This window comes from Trueperella sp. HMSC08B05, assembly GCF_001808405.1.
In the GTDB taxonomy this organism is placed as follows: domain Bacteria; phylum Actinomycetota; class Actinomycetes; order Actinomycetales; family Actinomycetaceae; genus Trueperella; species Trueperella bernardiae.
Window position 1 is genome coordinate 72,334 of sequence record NZ_KV793278.1, and the last position, 16,182, is coordinate 88,515.

13 protein-coding genes are annotated in these 16,182 nt (G+C 66.2%); 4 read left to right on the forward strand and 9 right to left on the reverse strand.

Annotated elements, in window-relative coordinates; all coding sequences use genetic code 11:
* Positions 1-40 precede the first annotated feature (40 nt).
* Positions 41-1,396, forward strand: a complete 1,356-nt coding sequence (locus HMPREF3167_RS09105; RefSeq protein ID WP_062614239.1) for a nicotinate phosphoribosyltransferase — start codon at positions 41-43, stop codon at positions 1,394-1,396.
* Between the two features lie 49 nt (positions 1,397-1,445).
* Here HMPREF3167_RS09105 and HMPREF3167_RS09110 read toward each other — a convergent pair whose 3' ends face one another.
* The 5 genes from HMPREF3167_RS09110 to HMPREF3167_RS09130 form a co-directional block, all read right to left on the reverse strand.
* Positions 1,446-3,206, reverse strand: coding sequence for a DEAD/DEAH box helicase (locus tag HMPREF3167_RS09110; RefSeq protein ID WP_068539414.1), 1,761 nt, complete (start codon positions 3,204-3,206; stop codon positions 1,446-1,448).
* Positions 3,203-3,550: a DUF3039 domain-containing protein gene (locus HMPREF3167_RS09115; protein WP_062614241.1), complete on the reverse strand. Its 348-nt coding sequence runs from the start codon at positions 3,548-3,550 to the stop codon at positions 3,203-3,205. Before HMPREF3167_RS09115 ends, HMPREF3167_RS09110 begins: the two co-directional genes overlap by 4 nt.
* A 116-nt stretch (positions 3,551-3,666) precedes the next feature.
* Entirely contained in the window at positions 3,667-3,948 is a 282-nt protein-coding gene (locus HMPREF3167_RS09120; RefSeq protein ID WP_062614242.1) for an HU family DNA-binding protein, read from the reverse strand.
* Between the two features lie 192 nt (positions 3,949-4,140).
* Positions 4,141-5,679, reverse strand: a complete 1,539-nt coding sequence (locus HMPREF3167_RS09125; RefSeq protein WP_062614252.1) for an aspartate:alanine exchanger family transporter — start codon at positions 5,677-5,679, stop codon at positions 4,141-4,143.
* 111 nt (positions 5,680-5,790) lie between these two features.
* Positions 5,791-6,141: a hypothetical protein gene (locus tag HMPREF3167_RS09130; RefSeq protein ID WP_210382991.1), complete on the reverse strand. Its 351-nt coding sequence runs from the start codon at positions 6,139-6,141 to the stop codon at positions 5,791-5,793.
* Between the two features lie 84 nt (positions 6,142-6,225).
* On the opposite strand from HMPREF3167_RS09130, the gene HMPREF3167_RS09135 reads away from it, so the two are divergent.
* The gene (locus tag HMPREF3167_RS09135; RefSeq protein ID WP_070446537.1) at positions 6,226-6,837 is read left to right on the forward strand and encodes a SatD family protein; all 612 of its coding nucleotides are present in this window, start codon (positions 6,226-6,228) and stop codon (positions 6,835-6,837) included.
* Positions 6,838-6,878: 41 nt separating this feature from the next.
* Here the strand turns inward: HMPREF3167_RS09135 and nadE are convergent, their stop codons facing one another.
* Positions 6,879-7,703, reverse strand: a complete 825-nt coding sequence (nadE, locus tag HMPREF3167_RS09140; protein WP_062614244.1) for an ammonia-dependent NAD(+) synthetase — start codon at positions 7,701-7,703, stop codon at positions 6,879-6,881.
* A 110-nt stretch (positions 7,704-7,813) separates the two neighbouring features.
* Entirely contained in the window at positions 7,814-8,563 is a 750-nt protein-coding gene (locus tag HMPREF3167_RS09145; RefSeq protein ID WP_070446539.1) for a nitroreductase family protein, read from the reverse strand.
* Between the two features lie 58 nt (positions 8,564-8,621).
* Between HMPREF3167_RS09145 and HMPREF3167_RS09150 the strand changes: the two genes are divergently transcribed.
* Together HMPREF3167_RS09150 and HMPREF3167_RS09155 are read left to right on the forward strand one after the other, a co-directional pair.
* Positions 8,622-9,098 carry a GNAT family N-acetyltransferase gene (locus tag HMPREF3167_RS09150; RefSeq protein ID WP_070446542.1) on the forward strand — a complete coding sequence of 159 codons (477 nt, stop codon included), beginning with the start codon at positions 8,622-8,624 and terminating at the stop codon, positions 9,096-9,098.
* A 2-nt stretch (positions 9,099-9,100) separates the two neighbouring features.
* Complete coding sequence (locus HMPREF3167_RS09155) at positions 9,101-9,595, forward strand: GNAT family N-acetyltransferase (RefSeq protein WP_244899265.1); 495 nt, start codon at positions 9,101-9,103, stop codon at positions 9,593-9,595.
* 268 nt (positions 9,596-9,863) lie between these two features.
* Here HMPREF3167_RS09155 and HMPREF3167_RS09160 read toward each other — a convergent pair whose 3' ends face one another.
* Complete coding sequence (locus tag HMPREF3167_RS09160; protein ID WP_070446543.1) at positions 9,864-14,663, reverse strand: S8 family serine peptidase; 4,800 nt, start codon at positions 14,661-14,663, stop codon at positions 9,864-9,866.
* A gap of 305 nt (positions 14,664-14,968) precedes the next feature.
* A complete protein-coding gene (locus tag HMPREF3167_RS09165; protein ID WP_070446545.1) occupies positions 14,969-15,907 on the reverse strand; it encodes a nucleoside hydrolase in 939 nt (312 codons plus the stop codon).
* Between the last annotated feature and the right edge of the window lie 275 nt (positions 15,908-16,182).

Sequence of the window (16,182 nt, forward strand, 5' to 3'; positions counted from 1 at the left end):
CGATGCGGAATCTCTTTGCCAAGAGGGTAACCTTGAAAGCATGACGAATAAGACGAGCACTGCCCTGCTCACTGATATGTACGAACTGACGATGATTGAGTCGGCGATGCAGTCCGGCACCGCGAACCGCCGCTCGGTCTTCGAAGTCTTCGGCCGCCGCCTGCCGGGCCACCGGCGCTACGGTGTGGTCGCCGGCGTCGGGCGCGCACTCGAGGCCGTGAAGAACTTCCGCTTCGGGCCCGAAGAGATTGACTACCTGCGCCAGGCCAACGTCGTGTCCGAAGAGACGCTCGCGTTCCTCACCGACTTCACCTTCTCCGGCGACATCTACGGCTACCGCGAAGGCGAGCTGTACTTCCCCGGCTCGCCCATCATGACCGTAGTGGGCACGTTCGCTGAGACGGTGCTGCTGGAAACCGTGCTGCTGTCCATCCTCAACTACGACTCGGCTGTGGCCACCGCCGCTTCGCGCATGACGATCGCGGCACACGACCGCCCCTGCCTCGACATGGGCGCCCGGCGCACCCACGAATGGTCCGCGGTGGCGGCCGCGCGCGCCGCGGTGATCGGCGGGTTCACCGGCACGTCCGACCTGGAGGCAGGCCGCCTGTACGGGATCCGCCCGATCGGCACCGCCGCCCATTCCTTCACCCTCCTGCACGACTCGGAAGAGGAAGCCTTCCGCTCCCAGATCGCCACCATGGGCACTGGCACCACGCTGCTGGTGGACACGTACAACGTCGAGAAGGGCGTGGAGCTGGCCGTGCGCGTGGCACGCGAGGCGGGCGGCGAGCTCGGCGCGGTCCGCATCGACTCGGGCGACCTCGTGGCGCAAGCGTTCAAGGTACGCAAGCAGCTCGACGATCTGGGGGCGACGACGACGAAGATCACTGTCACCTCCGACCTGGACGAGTACGCCATCGCGGCGCTCGGTGCCGCGCCGGTTGATTCGTACGGCGTGGGCACGCGGCTCGTGACCGGCTCCGGCCACCCCACAGCCCAGCTCGTCTACAAGCTCGTGGCCCGCGAGCGCGCGGACGGCACCATGCAGGGCGTGGCCAAGAAGTCCGACTCGAAGACGTCGGTGGGCGGGCTCAAGGTGGCCGGCCGCACCCACGATGAGACGGGCCGCGCGCTCGAAGAGATCGTGGTGGCCGCCGACTCGTGGGAGGAGGGCCTGGCATATCTGGCCGAGCACGAGGCCCGGCCGCTGCAGGTCAAGCTGGTCGAGGGCGGGGTTGTCGACGAGCAGTACGTCGCACGCAACTCCCTAGCCCACGCCGCCGAGCAACACCGCAACTCCCGCGCGGCCCTACCGTACCCGGCCTGGCGCCTCTCCGAAGGCGACCCGGCCCTGCCGACCATCATGGTGGACATCGCAGAGCACCGCGCATAGGAACGCCCGGAATGGGGCGGGGCCGGGTCTGGCGACCCGGCCCCGTCTCCTATTTCCTGCCGACGAACCACTGTTGGATCTTCAAGATCCTGGCCTCCACCTCATCTAGCGAGGCGCGTGCCACCTCCGGTCCCCCGCACGCCCGGCGCAGGTCAGTGTGGATGAGCGCGTGCGGGCGCTGAGTCTTCGCCGCATAGGCCGCCACCAGGCTGGACAGTTGCTTGCGGGCCTCGCGCCGGCGCCGCGAATCTATAACAGTGCTGCGGGCCTCCGTGGCGCCCGCACCCTTCTTCTGTTCCGCCTGGCGCTCACGCAAGAGGGTGGCCACCTGGTCCGGCTCGAGCAGGCCGGGGATGCCGAGGAAGTCCGCCTCCTCATCCGAGCCGACCGCGGCCCACGAGCCGAAGTCGTCCCCGTCGAAAACCACCCGGTCAAACGTGGCGTCCGCCGAGAGGGCTGCGTACCCCACGCCCGCCAGCTCGTCGGAGGCCTTTTCGGCGCGATTGGCCGCCTCGAGCAGATCCTCCGGATCGTCCGATGCGACGTAGAGCGCGTGATCACGCTGCTTTTCCAGCTCGCCCGCCAGACCCAGCAGGTGCGGGACCGACGGCAGGAACACTGACGCAGTCTCCCCGCGCGACCGCGAGCGCACAAAGCGGCCGATCACCTGGGCGAAGAACAGGGGCGTGGAGGTGGAGGTGGCATACACACCCACCGCGAGGCGCGGCACGTCCACGCCCTCCGACACCATGCGCACCGCTACCATCCACCGCTGCGTGCCGGCGGAGAATTCGGCGATGCGGTCGGATGCGCGGTCGTCGTCGGAGAGCACCACCGTGGGTTCCTCGCCAGTGATCTGGGCGAGGATATCGGCGTAGGCACGGGCGGTCTTGTGGTCGGTGGCGATCACCAGGCCACCGGCGTCGGGCATGCCCTGGCGGACCACGGTGAGCCGGTCATCAGCGGCGCCGAACACCGCCTTGATCCAATCACCCGAGGGGTTGAGCGCCGTCTTCCACGCCTGGGCCTCCATGTCCTTCGTCATGGCCTCCCCCAGCTGGGCGCTCATTACCTCCCCGTGCTTCGTCTGCCACTGCATGCTGCCCGTATAGGAGAGGAACATGACCGGGCGTACCACGTTATCGGCAAGCGCCTCGGCGTATCCGTACGTGTAATCGGCGCGGGAGCGCGGCACGCCATCGACGTCGGACTCGTACGTGACGAACGGGATCGCCGCCGAATCTGAACGGAACGGGGTGCCGGTGAGCGAGAGGCGTTGCTTGGCGGGCTCGAAGGCCACGCGGATACCGTCGCCCCAGCTCAACGCGTCACCACCGTGGTGGATCTCATCAAAGATGACGAGCGTAGAGCGGGCCGACGTGCGGTGACGGTGAAAGAGCGGGGCCCGGGCTACCTGCGCGTAGGTGACACAGGCGCCGTTGAAGGAGGCGCCCAGGTTGGCCTGGGAATTAGAAAAGTCCGGGTCGAGCTTCAGGCCCACGCGCCCCGCAGCATCCGCCCACTGATACTTCAGGTGCTCGGTGGGACACACCACCATGACTTCAGTGACGACCCTGCGCGCCATGAGCTCGGTGGCCACCCTCAACGCGAAGGTGGTCTTGCCCGCGCCCGGCGTCGCCACCGCGAGGAAATCCCGAGGGAGCGTGGCCAAGTACTGGTCGAGAGCCGCCGCCTGCCAAGCGCGCAAAGACCCAGCCGTTCCCCACGCAGCACGCTGCGGGTAGACAGGAGGAAGGTTCTGGGCTGCCGATACTGAAACAGAGCGGGGGTGCGGTGAGCGGGCGCTCACTTGCCGTCTCCGCCGGGCGGGTTCGGGCCAAACGGCCACTCTCCCCCGCCACCACCCAGGTTCTTGTAAATCGCCTTGCACGTGGGGCAAATCGGGTAGCGATCCGGGTTACGCACCGGAGTCCACACCTTCCCACACAGCGCCACCACGGGCCCGCCCTCAATCGCCGACTGCGTGTAGCGATCCTTACGCACGTAATGGGCGTAGCGATCCTCATCGCCCGGTTCACGCTCTTCGCGCGTGCGCTCCAGCGTTGCGGTGGTCGACTCCGGCGCCAACGACGGCGCGTCCGGCTGGCCCGGCCCGCCCGGGGCCTGGGGATCAGAATGAGGATCGGTAGACATGCCTCCAGTCTATTGCTCCCCTCCGACAATTTCGTGCCAAGCCCGGGTGGGAGATGCCACGTTGCCCGCGGGCATGAAAAAGCGCCCCTCGCGAGGGGCGCCTTTCCTTAAGTGACTTACTTGGCAACAGCCTTCTTCAGGGTGGAGCCAGCGGAGATCTTCACGCCGTAGCCAGCGGGGATCTCGATCTCCTCGCCCGTGCGCGGGTTGCGGCCCTTGCGGGCAGCGCGCTCGGTGCGCTCGACGGACATGAGGCCCGTGATCTTCACGGCCTCGCCAGCGGCGAGGGCATCAACGAGGACGGTCTGGAGAGCGGAAATGGCCTTGTCGGCGTCGGTCTTGGTGAGGCCGGACTCGTCGGCAATCTTGGCAATAAGCTCCGTGCGGTTGAGGGACATAGATCTACCTCTCAGTTTGTTCCTACAGTTCGGCTCGGATTGAACCGCTAGCGTTCAATTTAGCCGAAATACCGGGGTAAACACCAACTCTGTCTGGGTATTTCCACAAAATCATCATCGTTTTCACTCTCAGATGATCTCAGCATTCACACGCACCACATTATCCACAGAAAATGGCGGCGAGCCGCGAGTTTAGAACGCGAGAATGACGTGGACCAGTAGGATCTTCGCGATCATCGACAGGGCGAACACGGAGGCGTAACCGGCCTCGATTCGCTCGTCGGCCTCCTTCGAGCTGGCGAACGCGAGGATCGCCGGCTGGCCGAGCACCCCTGCCATGACGCCGGCCGTGCGCTGCGCGCTCACTCCCAGGATCCGGCCCATCACCAGGGTTACAAGCAGGACGACGATCGCGATCACGCTTCCCATCGCCAGCGCCTTGAGGCCTGCCACCGAGAACGCCGTCTGTGCGAAGGCCGGGCCCGAGGCGATGCCGACCGCCGCCAGGAAGAGAAGCAGGCCGAGTTGCCGGATCGTTTGGTTCGCTGCGCCCGGCAGCTGCCACACGAGCGGGCCCGTGCGGCGCAGGTAGCCCAGGATCATGCCCACGATAAGTGGGCCGGCCGCCGCCCCCAGGCTGAACGATCCGCCGTTCGACAGGCTGATCTCCACCATGCCCAGCAGCAAGCCGAGCACCATACCCAGGCCGAGCCCGACGGCGTCGACGGTGGAGACCGTCCGCTCGGAGTTGCCGAAGAAGTCCTCGATCGCGTCGTACTCTCGGCGCGGGAAGGCGACCATCACGCGGTCGCCGATCTCGAGGCGCTCGTGGCTACCCGCCAGCAGTTCGGCGTCCCCGCGCAGGATGCGGGTGACGACGGCGCCGAAGCGGCCGGGCAGGTTGAGCTCGGCCACCGTGGAGCCGGCGAGCTCCTTGTGCGAGACGGTGAAGGAGCGGAAGTCGACGCGTGAACGGTCGTCAGCGAGGTGCTCGGGAAGCACGTGGCCGATCGCCTCGATCGCGGCCTTTACCGCGTTTTCCCGGCCCACCACCACGATCTGGTCCTCCGGCTCGAGCTCCTCGCCCGGGCTGATCACGCGGGTCTTGCCATTGCGCATGAAGTAAGACACGAGGATCTCCTGCTCGAGGTAACCCGGCACGGCCCGCAGCGAGATTCCGCGTTCGATGACGGCCGTGTTCGCCACGATCGACTGCCCCGCGACCGACGGGGTGTCGTTTCCCCCCGGCCATTTGCGTGACACGACCATCGACACGATGACAATCCCGAAAAATACCCCCATCGGGTAGCCCAGCGAGTAGCCGACGCCCGGCTCGGCCGAGCCGAGCGCCGCGTTCGCGGCAGCCAGCGCCGGGGTGCTCGTCAGCGCGCCGGCGAAGAGGCCTACGGATAGCTCCGAGCTCAGCCCGAACAGCGGGGCGAGCCCGATCGTGGCAACCGCGCCCACGATGACCGCGAACACCGTGCCGAGCATGAGCTTGTAGTGGCGGGCGAGGTCGGCGAAAAAGGTCTGGCCCGCGGACAAACCGACCATGTAAACGAAGAGAGCCAAGCCCAGGTTTTGCAGCAGGCCGAGCTGAGCGCCTAGCTCGGGCACAATGTTCCCGATGAAGAGCCCCACGAACAAAGCGGCAGCTGCCCCGAAGCGGAGCTTGCCAAACGGGATAATGCCGAGCACCCCACCTAGTGCCACCACAAGGAAGACCGTCATGAGCGGCGACGCGCTCAACAGATTTGCCACAACAAACCTTTCACATGTCGAATTCTTGGTCGTTACGATTCTAGCCGTTTGGGACCATTCAAGCCGCACCCGGCCGCCGGCTCAGCCCCCGAGGTGACGCACGGCATGCGCTCCAGCGACGGCGATCCCAGCCCACGCCACAGCCCAGAGGATAGAAGCAAAGGTTCCGATAATAAACAGCTCCCCCACGCGAGCACTGTTGTCATTACGAAGCTCGGGGTACCTGCCCAAGCCTTTGACGGCGAGCACGACCGCGATGCCGCCCGGGTACCCCGCGACCAGGCAAACGTACGTTGCGAGCCGCTCGAGTATCCCGATCCAACGTCCGCCGGGAAGGGAGCGCTGAGCAGAGAGCAGCGCGATCCGAGCTGGCTGCACATCACTGGAATCGATCCGACGTATGAAGGCACGGATCAGTCCGTTCCCGGACATGGCCGCAATGGCACACAAGCCATACATCAGGACGCCGAGGTATAGCACCTTCCCCCCAATCCAGAATTAAGTTAATATCTACATATGGCAACTATAAAGGATAAACCTACACGTGTGGCCGTGATCGGCGACCTCGTGAACTCGCGCGCTCACCGCGCCCACACACATGAGGCGCTCATGGCAGGCTTGGCAAGCCTGCCACCCGAGGCCGCCGACCTCGCCCCGACCGTGGGCGACGAAATCCAGGGAGACTTCCCCACACTTGGTTCGGCCATCCACGCCACACACCTCCTTCGCCTCTCCATGCTCGCACACGCCGCCGACATTCGTTTCGGGATCGGCGTGGGCGAGATCGTCGACATCGGCGACGGCATCCAGGATGGCTCCGCCTGGTGGCACGCACGAGAAGGGCTTGAGGCCGTCGAGAACCTCGCGGCCTCCCCCGGCTGGGCCGGCGTTCGGACGGGTTCTCCCGATATCAAGGCGCCGCTTCTCGCGGGCCTGCACCTCATCGACGCTCACCTCAGCAGCCTCAAACCAGGCGTCTGCGATAGCCTGCTCGGTCTGCTGCGCGGCGAGGCGAATCAGGACACCGCCACGCGGCTGGGCATCACCGCGTCAGCGAACACCCAGCGGATCAAGAGCAACAACCTGCGCCCGCTTGCCGCCGCTATACAGGCTCTCTGGGAGGCCTGAGCGCGCCCGGTCCTGCCGGCCGCTGGTGCCGCCCGGGCCGGCTATCGCCACCAGGTGTCCTCCGGCCCCACGGGCGTGGTGCGCTTGTGCCGCGAGCGCACCCATTTGCCCTCGAGGTTGGCGGCCGCACCGTCGGAGATCTGCTTGCCTTCGAGGTAGTCGTCGATCTCCTCGTAGGTCATGCCGAGCTCGTCTTCGTCGGTGCGCAGCGGCCGGCCGTCGAGCAGGTCGGCGGTGGGCACTTTCGCCCACAGCTGTTCCGGTGCGCCGAGGTACTGCAGCAGCGCCCGCACCTGCCGCTTGTTGAGCCCGGCGAGTGGCAGGATGTCCGCGCCGCCGTCGCCGAACTTGGTAAAGAAGCCCACGGTGTTCTCGGCTGCCTGGTCGGTGCCGATGACGAGCAGCCCGAGGTCGCCAGCGATTGCGTACTGGGCCACCATACGCTGGCGGGCCTTGACGTTGCCCTTGTTGAAGTCGGTGATCTCCATGCCCATCGCCTCGCGGTACGCGCGCTCGATGCCCTCGGTGGCCTCCTTGATGTTGATCGTCACCTCGCGATCGGCGGCCACCCACGCCATCGCGGCGGCGGCATCAGTCTCGTCCGCCTGCACGCCATACGGCAGGCGCACAGCGTAAAAGGCCGCCTCGTGCCCCTCGGCCCGCAGCTTCTCGGCCGCGAGCTGCGCCAGCCGCCCGGCGAGCGTGGAATCTACCCCACCCGAAATCCCGAGCACGAAGCCGGCCGTGTGCGTAGCCAACAAGTAGTCGCACAGGAACTGGACGCGCCGCTCCACCTCCCGCACCGGGTCAATCTGGGGCTGCACGCCCGTGGTCTCAACAATGTGCTGTTGCAACGGATGGAACATGCCCCCCAGTCTAACCTCCCGCGCCCCCGCGGGCATGGCGGAGGCCCGGAGCCGCACGTCTCCCGACGCCGACCGGACAGACCCGCCGACAGGGCCAACCTGGCTGTGGCCTACTTTTCCAGACCCATGTCGAATCCCTGCCCCTCCACGTAACGGAAGAAGTTCACCTGCAGCCCTGGCATGCCGATGCGCGCCACCTGGGTGGTGAAGGCATCCACGCGCCGGTTCACGTCGCGCAGGTCGTAGTAGGTGTGCATGTCGGCGTCGTAATCGGACAGCGCCTCCATCCACGAATCGGGCTCGCGGTAGACGTCGGTCATCACGCGCAGTCCCGTGGGGATGTGCGGCTTGAGCTGCGGGTTTTGCGCCGGCTTGCCGAGCATCATGCCGAGCACCGGGAAGGTGTAGCGCGGCAGGGCGAGAACCTCGATGAGGCGGGCGTAGTCGTTGAGGACCGAGCCCAGGTGAGTCACGCCCAGCCCCAGGCTTTCCGCCGCCACGGACATCGACTGGATCATGAGTACCGCGTCCGTGAAACCCTCGCGGAACACCACCGGCGACGCCGCCGGCGCCGGATCCAGCCCCTGCTCCTCGCGGATGCGCACCGAACGCCGCGCGTCCACGATCCCCACGATCAGCTCCGGCGCCCGCGCGATGTAGGGCTGCTTGCCGATCGTGGCCAACTCCTCACGCTTAGCCTGGTCCTTGACCCGGATGAGCGCCGCGTGCTGGAGGCCGCGCGAGGTGGAGGTACGCATCGCGACCTCAAACAGGGCCTCCATCGTCTCCTCGGGGATCGGCTCCCCGGTGAATTCGCGGATGGAGCGGTGGGCGAGCTGGGTCTCGATCGTCAAATTCATAACACCAAGGATAGGTGGAATGACCAACGGGGATTGTGAGCGGTGCTACGTTAGACCTATGAGTATTCGCATTAGGCCAGCTACCGCGCTCGACGCCACCGCGGTCGCCGACGTCCACCGCACCTCCTGGGAGGACACCTACCGCGGCCTCCTTCCCGACGACGTCATCGCCCGCCACACCATCTCCATGGACGGGGTGTGGATGGCGTGCCTCGCCGACCCCGGGCCCACTACCACCTGGGTCGCTACGCACGACGACGACGTCGTTGGCTTCATCCTCGTGGAAGCGATGGGGCCGGGCCATCCGGCACCCCTGCGAGTGGGCGGGCTCTACCTGCGCCCGGAGGTCAAGCGGCGCGGATACGGTACGGCGCTCCTCGAGTATGCGATCGCGGACGTGCCGGCGTACACTGAGGTGGCCGTGTCAAACCGCGGGGCCATGGAGTTTTGGGAGCGCCTCGGATTTAAGCAAACCGGCGCCGAGTTTGACGAGGCCTTCGGCGCCGACATCGCCACCCTCGTTCGGGAAGGATAACCATGATGTCTACGCGCACCGATCTGCGCCTTGTGCCCACCACCGAATCCGACCGCACCTACATCGCTCGGCTCAACTTCCTCACCGAAACCTTCGGCGACGAACTCGGCGACCTCCCCGATGACTTCGACCAGTGGCACGACTACTACGTGGGCAACTGGAAGCCGGAGCTCGGCGGACTCATCGCATGGAAGGGCAACGTTCCGGCTGGCGGGTCGTGGCTCATGTGGGGCACCGACGACTACCACGGGTTTGGGCACGTGGCCGAAGGCGTGCCGGAGCTGGCGATCGCGGTTGAGCGCCGGTATGCGGGGTACGGGATCGGGTCTCGGCTCATCGACGGCGTCACCGAAATTGCGCGGGGCGCCGGGGCTCCCGGGATCTCGCTGTCCGTGGACCCCGCGAACGAGCACGCCCACCGCCTCTACCTGCGCTTGGGCTTCGAGCCCACCGGGCTCGAGGCGCACGGCCACCAGGTGCTGCTGCGCAAGTTCTAGCCGGGCTCGGCCAGTCTGGGCGGGCTGGTCCGGCAGGCCGGCACACCGCATGCCGGCTTCGTTTTCGCGTCACGCAAAGTGTTTTCTCGTCACTCAAATCGCCGATTTAGGTGACGGGAAAACACTTTGCGTGTGTCGAAACCGGTTACGTGTGCCGAAACGCAAGGCTTCGGCAAACCGGAGTGGTGGTGGCGAAACAAGTTGAATGCCACGGGATGCAGTTGGGGGCGGGCGCCATCGCCGCCCGCCCCCAACCGATAGGCGCTAGTTACGCGTTAGCACGGCGCCGGATGAGCGCACCCACCAGGAGCAACGCTCCCGCCAGGGTTGCCACCCCCGTCACCGCTGCACCCGTGTAGGACAGCGATCCCTTCTCAGGCGCCTTCTGACCAGCCTGCCCGCCAGGCGTACCCGGCTTCTGCCCGTCAGTCGTGCCAACCTGGCCCGGCACCCACGTATGACCACCGTTGGCATCGGGATCGGTGAGGTCGCTATCGTCGATGCCCGGGACGAACGTGTCATCCGGGTTGGGCGTCGGATCAACCGGGTCCGGTTCCGGGTCCGGGTCCTTGACCACTTCGAACGGCACCGCGGCCGCCGACGTGTTGCCGGCCTTGTCGGTAGCGTCCACGACGATTTCGTGCTCGCCAACCTCGAAGTCGGGCCCGACCTCGAAGCTCAACAGGGTCACGCCCTCAACGGCGCCAGCCTCACCAGCCTCACCATCGGCGTCGGCTTCCTCAATTCCGGCCTCACGCAGAGCCACCGCACTCGGCTGGCCACCCACCAGGTCCTTACCCTCGTCGAGCAGGATCCCGGCGCCAGGCGCCGGCGTCACCACGGTCTGACGTGCCACAACGGCTTCGCCATCCACGTACACAGTGGCGTCCGACAGGTGATCGTCGGTGACCCGGATATTGACCGTCCGGGTCTCGCTGGCCTTCATCTTCGCCTCGGGCTCAAGATCCACCTCAATCACCGGCGCCACAGCGTCCACCACCACGGGGATGAGCTGTGCGAACGCGTTACCCAGGTGGTCTTCGAGGAGCACGAGGATGGTGTCGCCGTCGGCGGCCGCCACCTTCGTGGCGAAGTCGCGGGCGTTGACCGCTGCGCCCGGGTCGTCGATTGTGAAGAACTGGTCCACGTGGTCGCCGTTGATGGACAGCACGTAGCCGAAGGCGTTATCGGAGACCGTGCCCGCGAACTCGACCTCGCCGGCCTCGCGCAGGTAGAGCGCGCCGTCAGGGTTGACCCCCGGTTTGCTCATCTCGATCTTCGGGGCCGTCAGGTCAAGTAGCACCTTGACCTTGTTGTCCACCAGCACCGTGCCGTCCACATCCGTGATACGTACGTTGAAGCCCGTGATGCCCTCGCGCAACGCAACCGGGGTTTCGAACGTGCCGTCCTCGGCCACCTCTACCGGCTCGCCGTTCACCAGGAACGAGCCCGGCACCCGGTTGAACCTGCCGGCGTACAGGTAGGTGTACTCGCCGTCTTCCCCGGCGCTCAGCGCGTCGTCGTCGGCGGTCACCACGTTGAAGTTCTGGTTGAAGCCGAGGTTCGCCTCGAGGGCGAGCGGGGTGGACGCGTCGGCGGGTGCGAGCACGATCGTGCCCACGCCCAGGTTCCCGGCGGCGTCGCGCGCGTGGACGGACAGGGTGAGCCGCCCGGGGCTGACGGGCACGTCGGCGGTAAAGCGCCCGTCGACCACCTCCACCTCGTCCCCTTCGATGCTCACCGTCACTGCGCCGAGGTTGTCGGCCACGGTGCCCTCGACCTTCACGACTCCGGCCTCCACCTGTGCCGCGATCTCGTCCCGGTTCGCCGGGGAGGTGATCGTCACGACGGGCGGCTCCGTGTCACAGATGAAGGTGAAGGTCTTCGTAGCCACCACCTCGCCGTCGGCGTTCAACGCCTCGACAGTCACCGTGTTCTCGCCCTGCACCACGCTGGGGCGGATCTCGAAGCGGCCCGACTCCGGGACTTCCACCTCGGCGTCGCCGGCGCGGACCTTGACCACGTCGGAGGCAGCGCGGCCGGTGAGCACCAGCTTGCCGTCCTCCACCAGGAGCTCGCCGGTCTGATCGGACTCGGTGTTCTTGTTGATGTAGTCGAGGTCGGCCAGTGTCGGCTCGGACTCGATGACGAGCTTGTCCCCCAGCGTCACGGTCTTGCGCACCACGTTGATGGCACGGTCGGAGGTGTAGATCTCGAAGTAGCCCACCGAGTCGGCCAGGCCGCCCGGGATCGTCATCGTGTAGACGTCATCCTCGGGCTCGCCGGCGCTGATCACCACGGACGAGGGCCAGGTGAAGCGGCCCTGCACCGCATTAATCCCGGAGAAGTCGTCGGTGACCTTGACGCGAACCACGTAGTCGCCGTCGTCGTTCTTCTCGGTGGACAGGATCTCCAGCTCGGGCGCCACGCGGTCGATGCCGAAGGGCATGTCGAGCGTCTGCGGCTCCCACGCATCACCCATGCGGGCCGAGAGGCGGTAGAAGTACTTTCCGTCGGGCAGGTCCTCGAAGGCCACGGTCTGCGGGTTATAGACCTTGCCGTCGAAGCGGATGTCGGAGAAGTCGGTCTGCGCGGCGTTGACCGGCGATTCCAGTTGCTCCTTCAGCGTGGGGCGGACCAGCTCGTCCTGCGAGCCGATCTCACGCACCACCTTCTCGCTCTCATCCAGGATCGACACCTCCACGCGCTTGGCGTTGCGCAGCAACGCCACCTTCGCAAACACGGCGTCGGCCAGCCCGTCGTTGTTGGGCGAAATGAACTGCTCGCCGTCGCCGAACGTGTAGAGGCCCTCATTGATGAAGGTGTAGAGCGAGGTCTGGGTGAAGGTGGTCTCGCCGTCCGACAGGATCGGAGCATCGAAGCCCTCGTAGGCGGGGTTGTCGATGATCGGCTCGGCGTTCCAGTCACCCGCGAAGCCGAGGTAGGGCACCGACAGGTCCGGCTGGTCCTCGTCCTTCGATTCGAAGGTGACCCAGCCCTGCGTCCAGTGGTCCTCGCCCGAGACGCTCAGCGTGTACGTGACCTCGGCACTATCGCCGGCCGGCACGATAACCTCCGTGCCCGACGCCGCAATCGCGTCCGTGTCCGAACAGTAGGTGGTGGTGAACTCCTTGCTCACCTCGTCCTCGTTAACCACGCACGTGGCGCCCGCGGTGAACGCGCGATCGATGTCGCCGTCGTTTTCCAGCGTCACCGTGAACGACGTCGACCCATCGACTTCCTTCAGCGCCACCACCGGCTCGCCGCCCACGGTGGCGTACACCTGCGTGTCAAGTGCATCGTCCACCTGGACCAGGCCGGCGCCCACCTGCCGCGGAGCGTAGGGCACGCCGTCGTGGTCAAGGATGAGCGCGGTGTTCGACAGGGCCACGCGGTTACGCAGCACAACCTCTGCGCGCGAGCGCCCGGTGCCGTCCCCCTCGGCCTTCTGGATCATGAGCGCGGCGACGCCGGCCACGTGCGGGGCGGCCATCGACGTGCCGGACTGGGTCTCGTAACGGTTGTCGTTGACCGTGGAGTACACGTTGCCGCCGATCCCTGCGATCTCCGGCTTGAAGCCGAGCTCGGGGCCAGCGCCCCACGAGGTGAACGTGGAGGGGGTCATCGCCGCCGGGTTGGCCTGGATCAGCGCCTCGCTGGTGAGCGACACGGTGGTGGTGCCCTGGGCGATCATCTCGAGCAGCTTAACACCGTCCGTGTGGCCGATGAAGGCACCCGGGATTGTCACGTTCTCCAGGCCGGCCATGCCCGCGAACTCATCCCCGCCCTCTTCGTGGTTGTAGACGATGACGCCGGCAGCGCCCGCCGCCTGGGCGTTGAGGAACTTGTCACTGAACGGGATCTCACCGCGCTGGATGAGCACGTACTTCCCGGCAAAGTCCTTGCCCAGCACGTCGTCAACCTTGCCCAGCCCGCCATCGACGATCTCCATCGGCGTGCCGTCAGTGGAGCCGGCCTGCAGCTGGTGGGCGAAGTCGTACTCGCCGGCGTCGTTCTTCGCCACGCCCCGGCTGTTGATCGTGGTGGCGTTCTCGACCGACGCCACCGACCAGGCTCCCGTGCCCGTGGAGGGCGAGCCGACCGTGCCGTCGTCGAGGAGTCCGAGTGCGTCGTCGTTCACGCCCGTGGGCGAGCCGTTCTGGCCCTCGTTGCCCGCGGCCACGATGACCTCGACGCCGGCCGCGCGAGCCTTCGCGATCACGCGCTGCTCGCCCACCGACTGGCCCTCGTTACCGTTGGGGTAGCCGAGCGAGAGATTGATGACGTCAGCACCGCGGCGCACGGATTCCTCGACAGCGGCCATGATGTCGTCGGCCGCGGCACCGGTGCGGTTCGGGTCGTTGGAGAAGACCTTCATCGCGAGCAGCTGGGCGTTCGGGGCCACGCCGTTGATCCGGCCGTTCGTGGCGACGTCGGCATCCTCGCCTCCGTTGGCCGCCACGATGCCGGCCACGTGCATGCCGTGCTGGGAGGCGGTGGTGTCCTTGACCTCGGTGTTGCCGTCGGCGAAGTTGTAACCGTAGGGCACCTTCGCGGTGAACCCGGGCTCGGGGGCGAGCTTGGTGTCCACCCCGTCGTCGAGACGCATGTCCTGATGGGCGATGTCGATGCCGGTGTCGACGATCGCGACCACCAGCCCCTCCCCGTCCACGCCGTGGTTTTCGGCCGCGGTGTCCACCTGGGTCAGCGTGGTGGCGGACTCCATTGACGGGTAGTAAACCCGCATGCGGTCGACGGCGACCACGCCCTTTTCGCGCGCCAGCTCGGCGATCGCGCTTGCCGGGATGTAGGCCGAGAAGCCGTTGACCAGGTAGCTGAACTGGCGGCGCAACGTCATGTTGTACTTGGCCGCGAGCGCCTTCGCCGTCGCGTCAACCTTGCCTGCGCCCGAGTCGAGCGTGACGATGACGGGCACGGTCTTTACCGACTTTTCGGCGGTCGTGGACGGAGCGGGTGGTGCGGGCGGTGGTTCTGGTGCGGCCATTGCGGGCACAGAGCCGAGGCTCAGCGCAAGAACCGCAAGCCCGGCGATCAATTGCTTCTTCATTGATTCACTTTCGTGCAGTGTTGTGCGAACACGTATATTTCGCCATGAATCAGGCCCCGGTGCCACGTGCGCCCACATACTGAACGCCCAGGTGGCAGGCCTGCCGCCACCCCGGCGGGCTGGCTTCGGTTTCGCGTCACCAAAAGTGTTTGTTCGTCACTCAAATCGCCGATTTAGGTGACGAGAAAACACTTTGCGTGTGCCGAGCAGCGTTGTCTGCCAGGTTGCGCCCGATGGGCCATGAGCTGATCGGCGTCGTCGAGGAGGCGACGAAGGCGGCGCGGGCCGCCGGGTGACAGCGCGGCCTAGCCGTAGAGCTTGATGCACTCCTCCACGATGTCCCAGAACTTCTCCACATCCACGTCCACCGCCACGTCGGAGTTCTTTTCCTTCTCCGACATGCCGAAGATGTCGCAGTTCGTGCGACCGTAGGAGGCCTCGCTTCCCAGGTCAATGTCGGTGCGCATGTGCTTAACCGTGATGACCGAAGGGTCGATGAGGTAGGCGATCGTCGTCGGGTCGTGAAGCGGGGCGCCCTCCCAGCCGAAGGTGCGCTTCTGCGACAAGTTGAAAAAGCCCATCATGTCGGTGAACAGCTTGCCAGCCGGGTTGTCATGCTTGGCCATGCGCTCGAGCACGTGCGGCAGCACGAGTACCTTGCGCGTGATGTCCAGGCCCATCATCGTCACCTTCACGCCGCTGTTGAAGACGACGTGGGCAGCCTCGCCGTCGGCCCAAATATTGAACTCGGCGGCCGGGGTGACGTTGCCCAGCTGGTAGCTGCCGCCCATGAGCACGACGCCTTTGATCTTGCCGATGATCTTGGGCTCCAGGCGCATCGCCATCGCAATGTTGGTGAGCGGGCCGGTGGGGACGAGCGTGATGTCGCCGTCAGAGGCGAGGAGAGTTTCGATGATGTACTGGACCGCGTGCTTGTCCTCGATCTCGCGGGTCAGCTCGGCGAAGACGGGGCCGTCCAGGCCCGAGTCGCCGTGGACGCGCTCCTCCACCAGGCGGTTCGGGATCACCATCGGGTGCTCCAACCCGCGGTAAACCTTGACGTCCAGGCCGAGGTACTGCACCACGTTGAGGGCGTTGCGTGTGGTTTTTGCCAGGGTCTGGTTGCCGTGAACCGTGGTGATGCCGAGGAGGTCAATTGCCGGGTGCTTGGCGGCCATGAGGATGGCGGTGGCGTCGTCATGACCGGGGTCGCAGTCGAGGATGATTCTGTGGGGCTGAGGCATGTCAAGTCCTTTCCTGTCAGGTGTTTCATTCTACGCACGATGGGGAAGACAGACACGCGCAATAGCTGGCCACACCGATAATCTGGGCCCGGTGTCGGGAGCTGTGGCCGCGGACCGATGACTCCGGATGGACACCGGTAATCTGGGCGGCCGAGGCCAGTTTTGCCGCGGCACTCCTCGCGCTTAGAATCTGCGGGACGACCTGAGCCGCATCTGCATATATGGGCGGATGCGGCCGAAACCGTTGGAGTGCTCTAGGTTTTTAGGTCCAGGTG

Bases quoted from the DNA above. Each gene is read 5' to 3' on its own strand.
- HMPREF3167_RS09150 (WP_070446542.1), top strand. From the start codon at position 8,622: ATGAGTATTCGCATTAGGCCAGCTACCGCGCTCGACGCCACCGCGGTC.
- nadE (WP_062614244.1), bottom strand. From the start codon at position 7,703: ATGTTCCATCCGTTGCAACAGCACATTGTTGAGACCACGGGCGTGCAG.
- HMPREF3167_RS09160 (WP_070446543.1), bottom strand. From the start codon at position 14,663: ATGAAGAAGCAATTGATCGCCGGGCTTGCGGTTCTTGCGCTGAGCCTC.
- HMPREF3167_RS09105 (WP_062614239.1), top strand. From the start codon at position 41: ATGACGAATAAGACGAGCACTGCCCTGCTCACTGATATGTACGAACTG.
- HMPREF3167_RS09145 (WP_070446539.1), bottom strand. From the start codon at position 8,563: ATGAATTTGACGATCGAGACCCAGCTCGCCCACCGCTCCATCCGCGAA.
- HMPREF3167_RS09130 (WP_210382991.1), bottom strand. From the start codon at position 6,141: ATGTCCGGGAACGGACTGATCCGTGCCTTCATACGTCGGATCGATTCC.
- HMPREF3167_RS09120 (WP_062614242.1), bottom strand. From the start codon at position 3,948: ATGTCCCTCAACCGCACGGAGCTTATTGCCAAGATTGCCGACGAGTCC.
- HMPREF3167_RS09165 (WP_070446545.1), bottom strand. From the start codon at position 15,907: ATGCCTCAGCCCCACAGAATCATCCTCGACTGCGACCCCGGTCATGAC.
- HMPREF3167_RS09135 (WP_070446537.1), top strand. From the start codon at position 6,226: ATGGCAACTATAAAGGATAAACCTACACGTGTGGCCGTGATCGGCGAC.
- HMPREF3167_RS09125 (WP_062614252.1), bottom strand. From the start codon at position 5,679: ATGACGGTCTTCCTTGTGGTGGCACTAGGTGGGGTGCTCGGCATTATC.
- HMPREF3167_RS09155 (WP_244899265.1), top strand. From the start codon at position 9,101: ATGATGTCTACGCGCACCGATCTGCGCCTTGTGCCCACCACCGAATCC.
- HMPREF3167_RS09115 (WP_062614241.1), bottom strand. From the start codon at position 3,550: ATGTCTACCGATCCTCATTCTGATCCCCAGGCCCCGGGCGGGCCGGGC.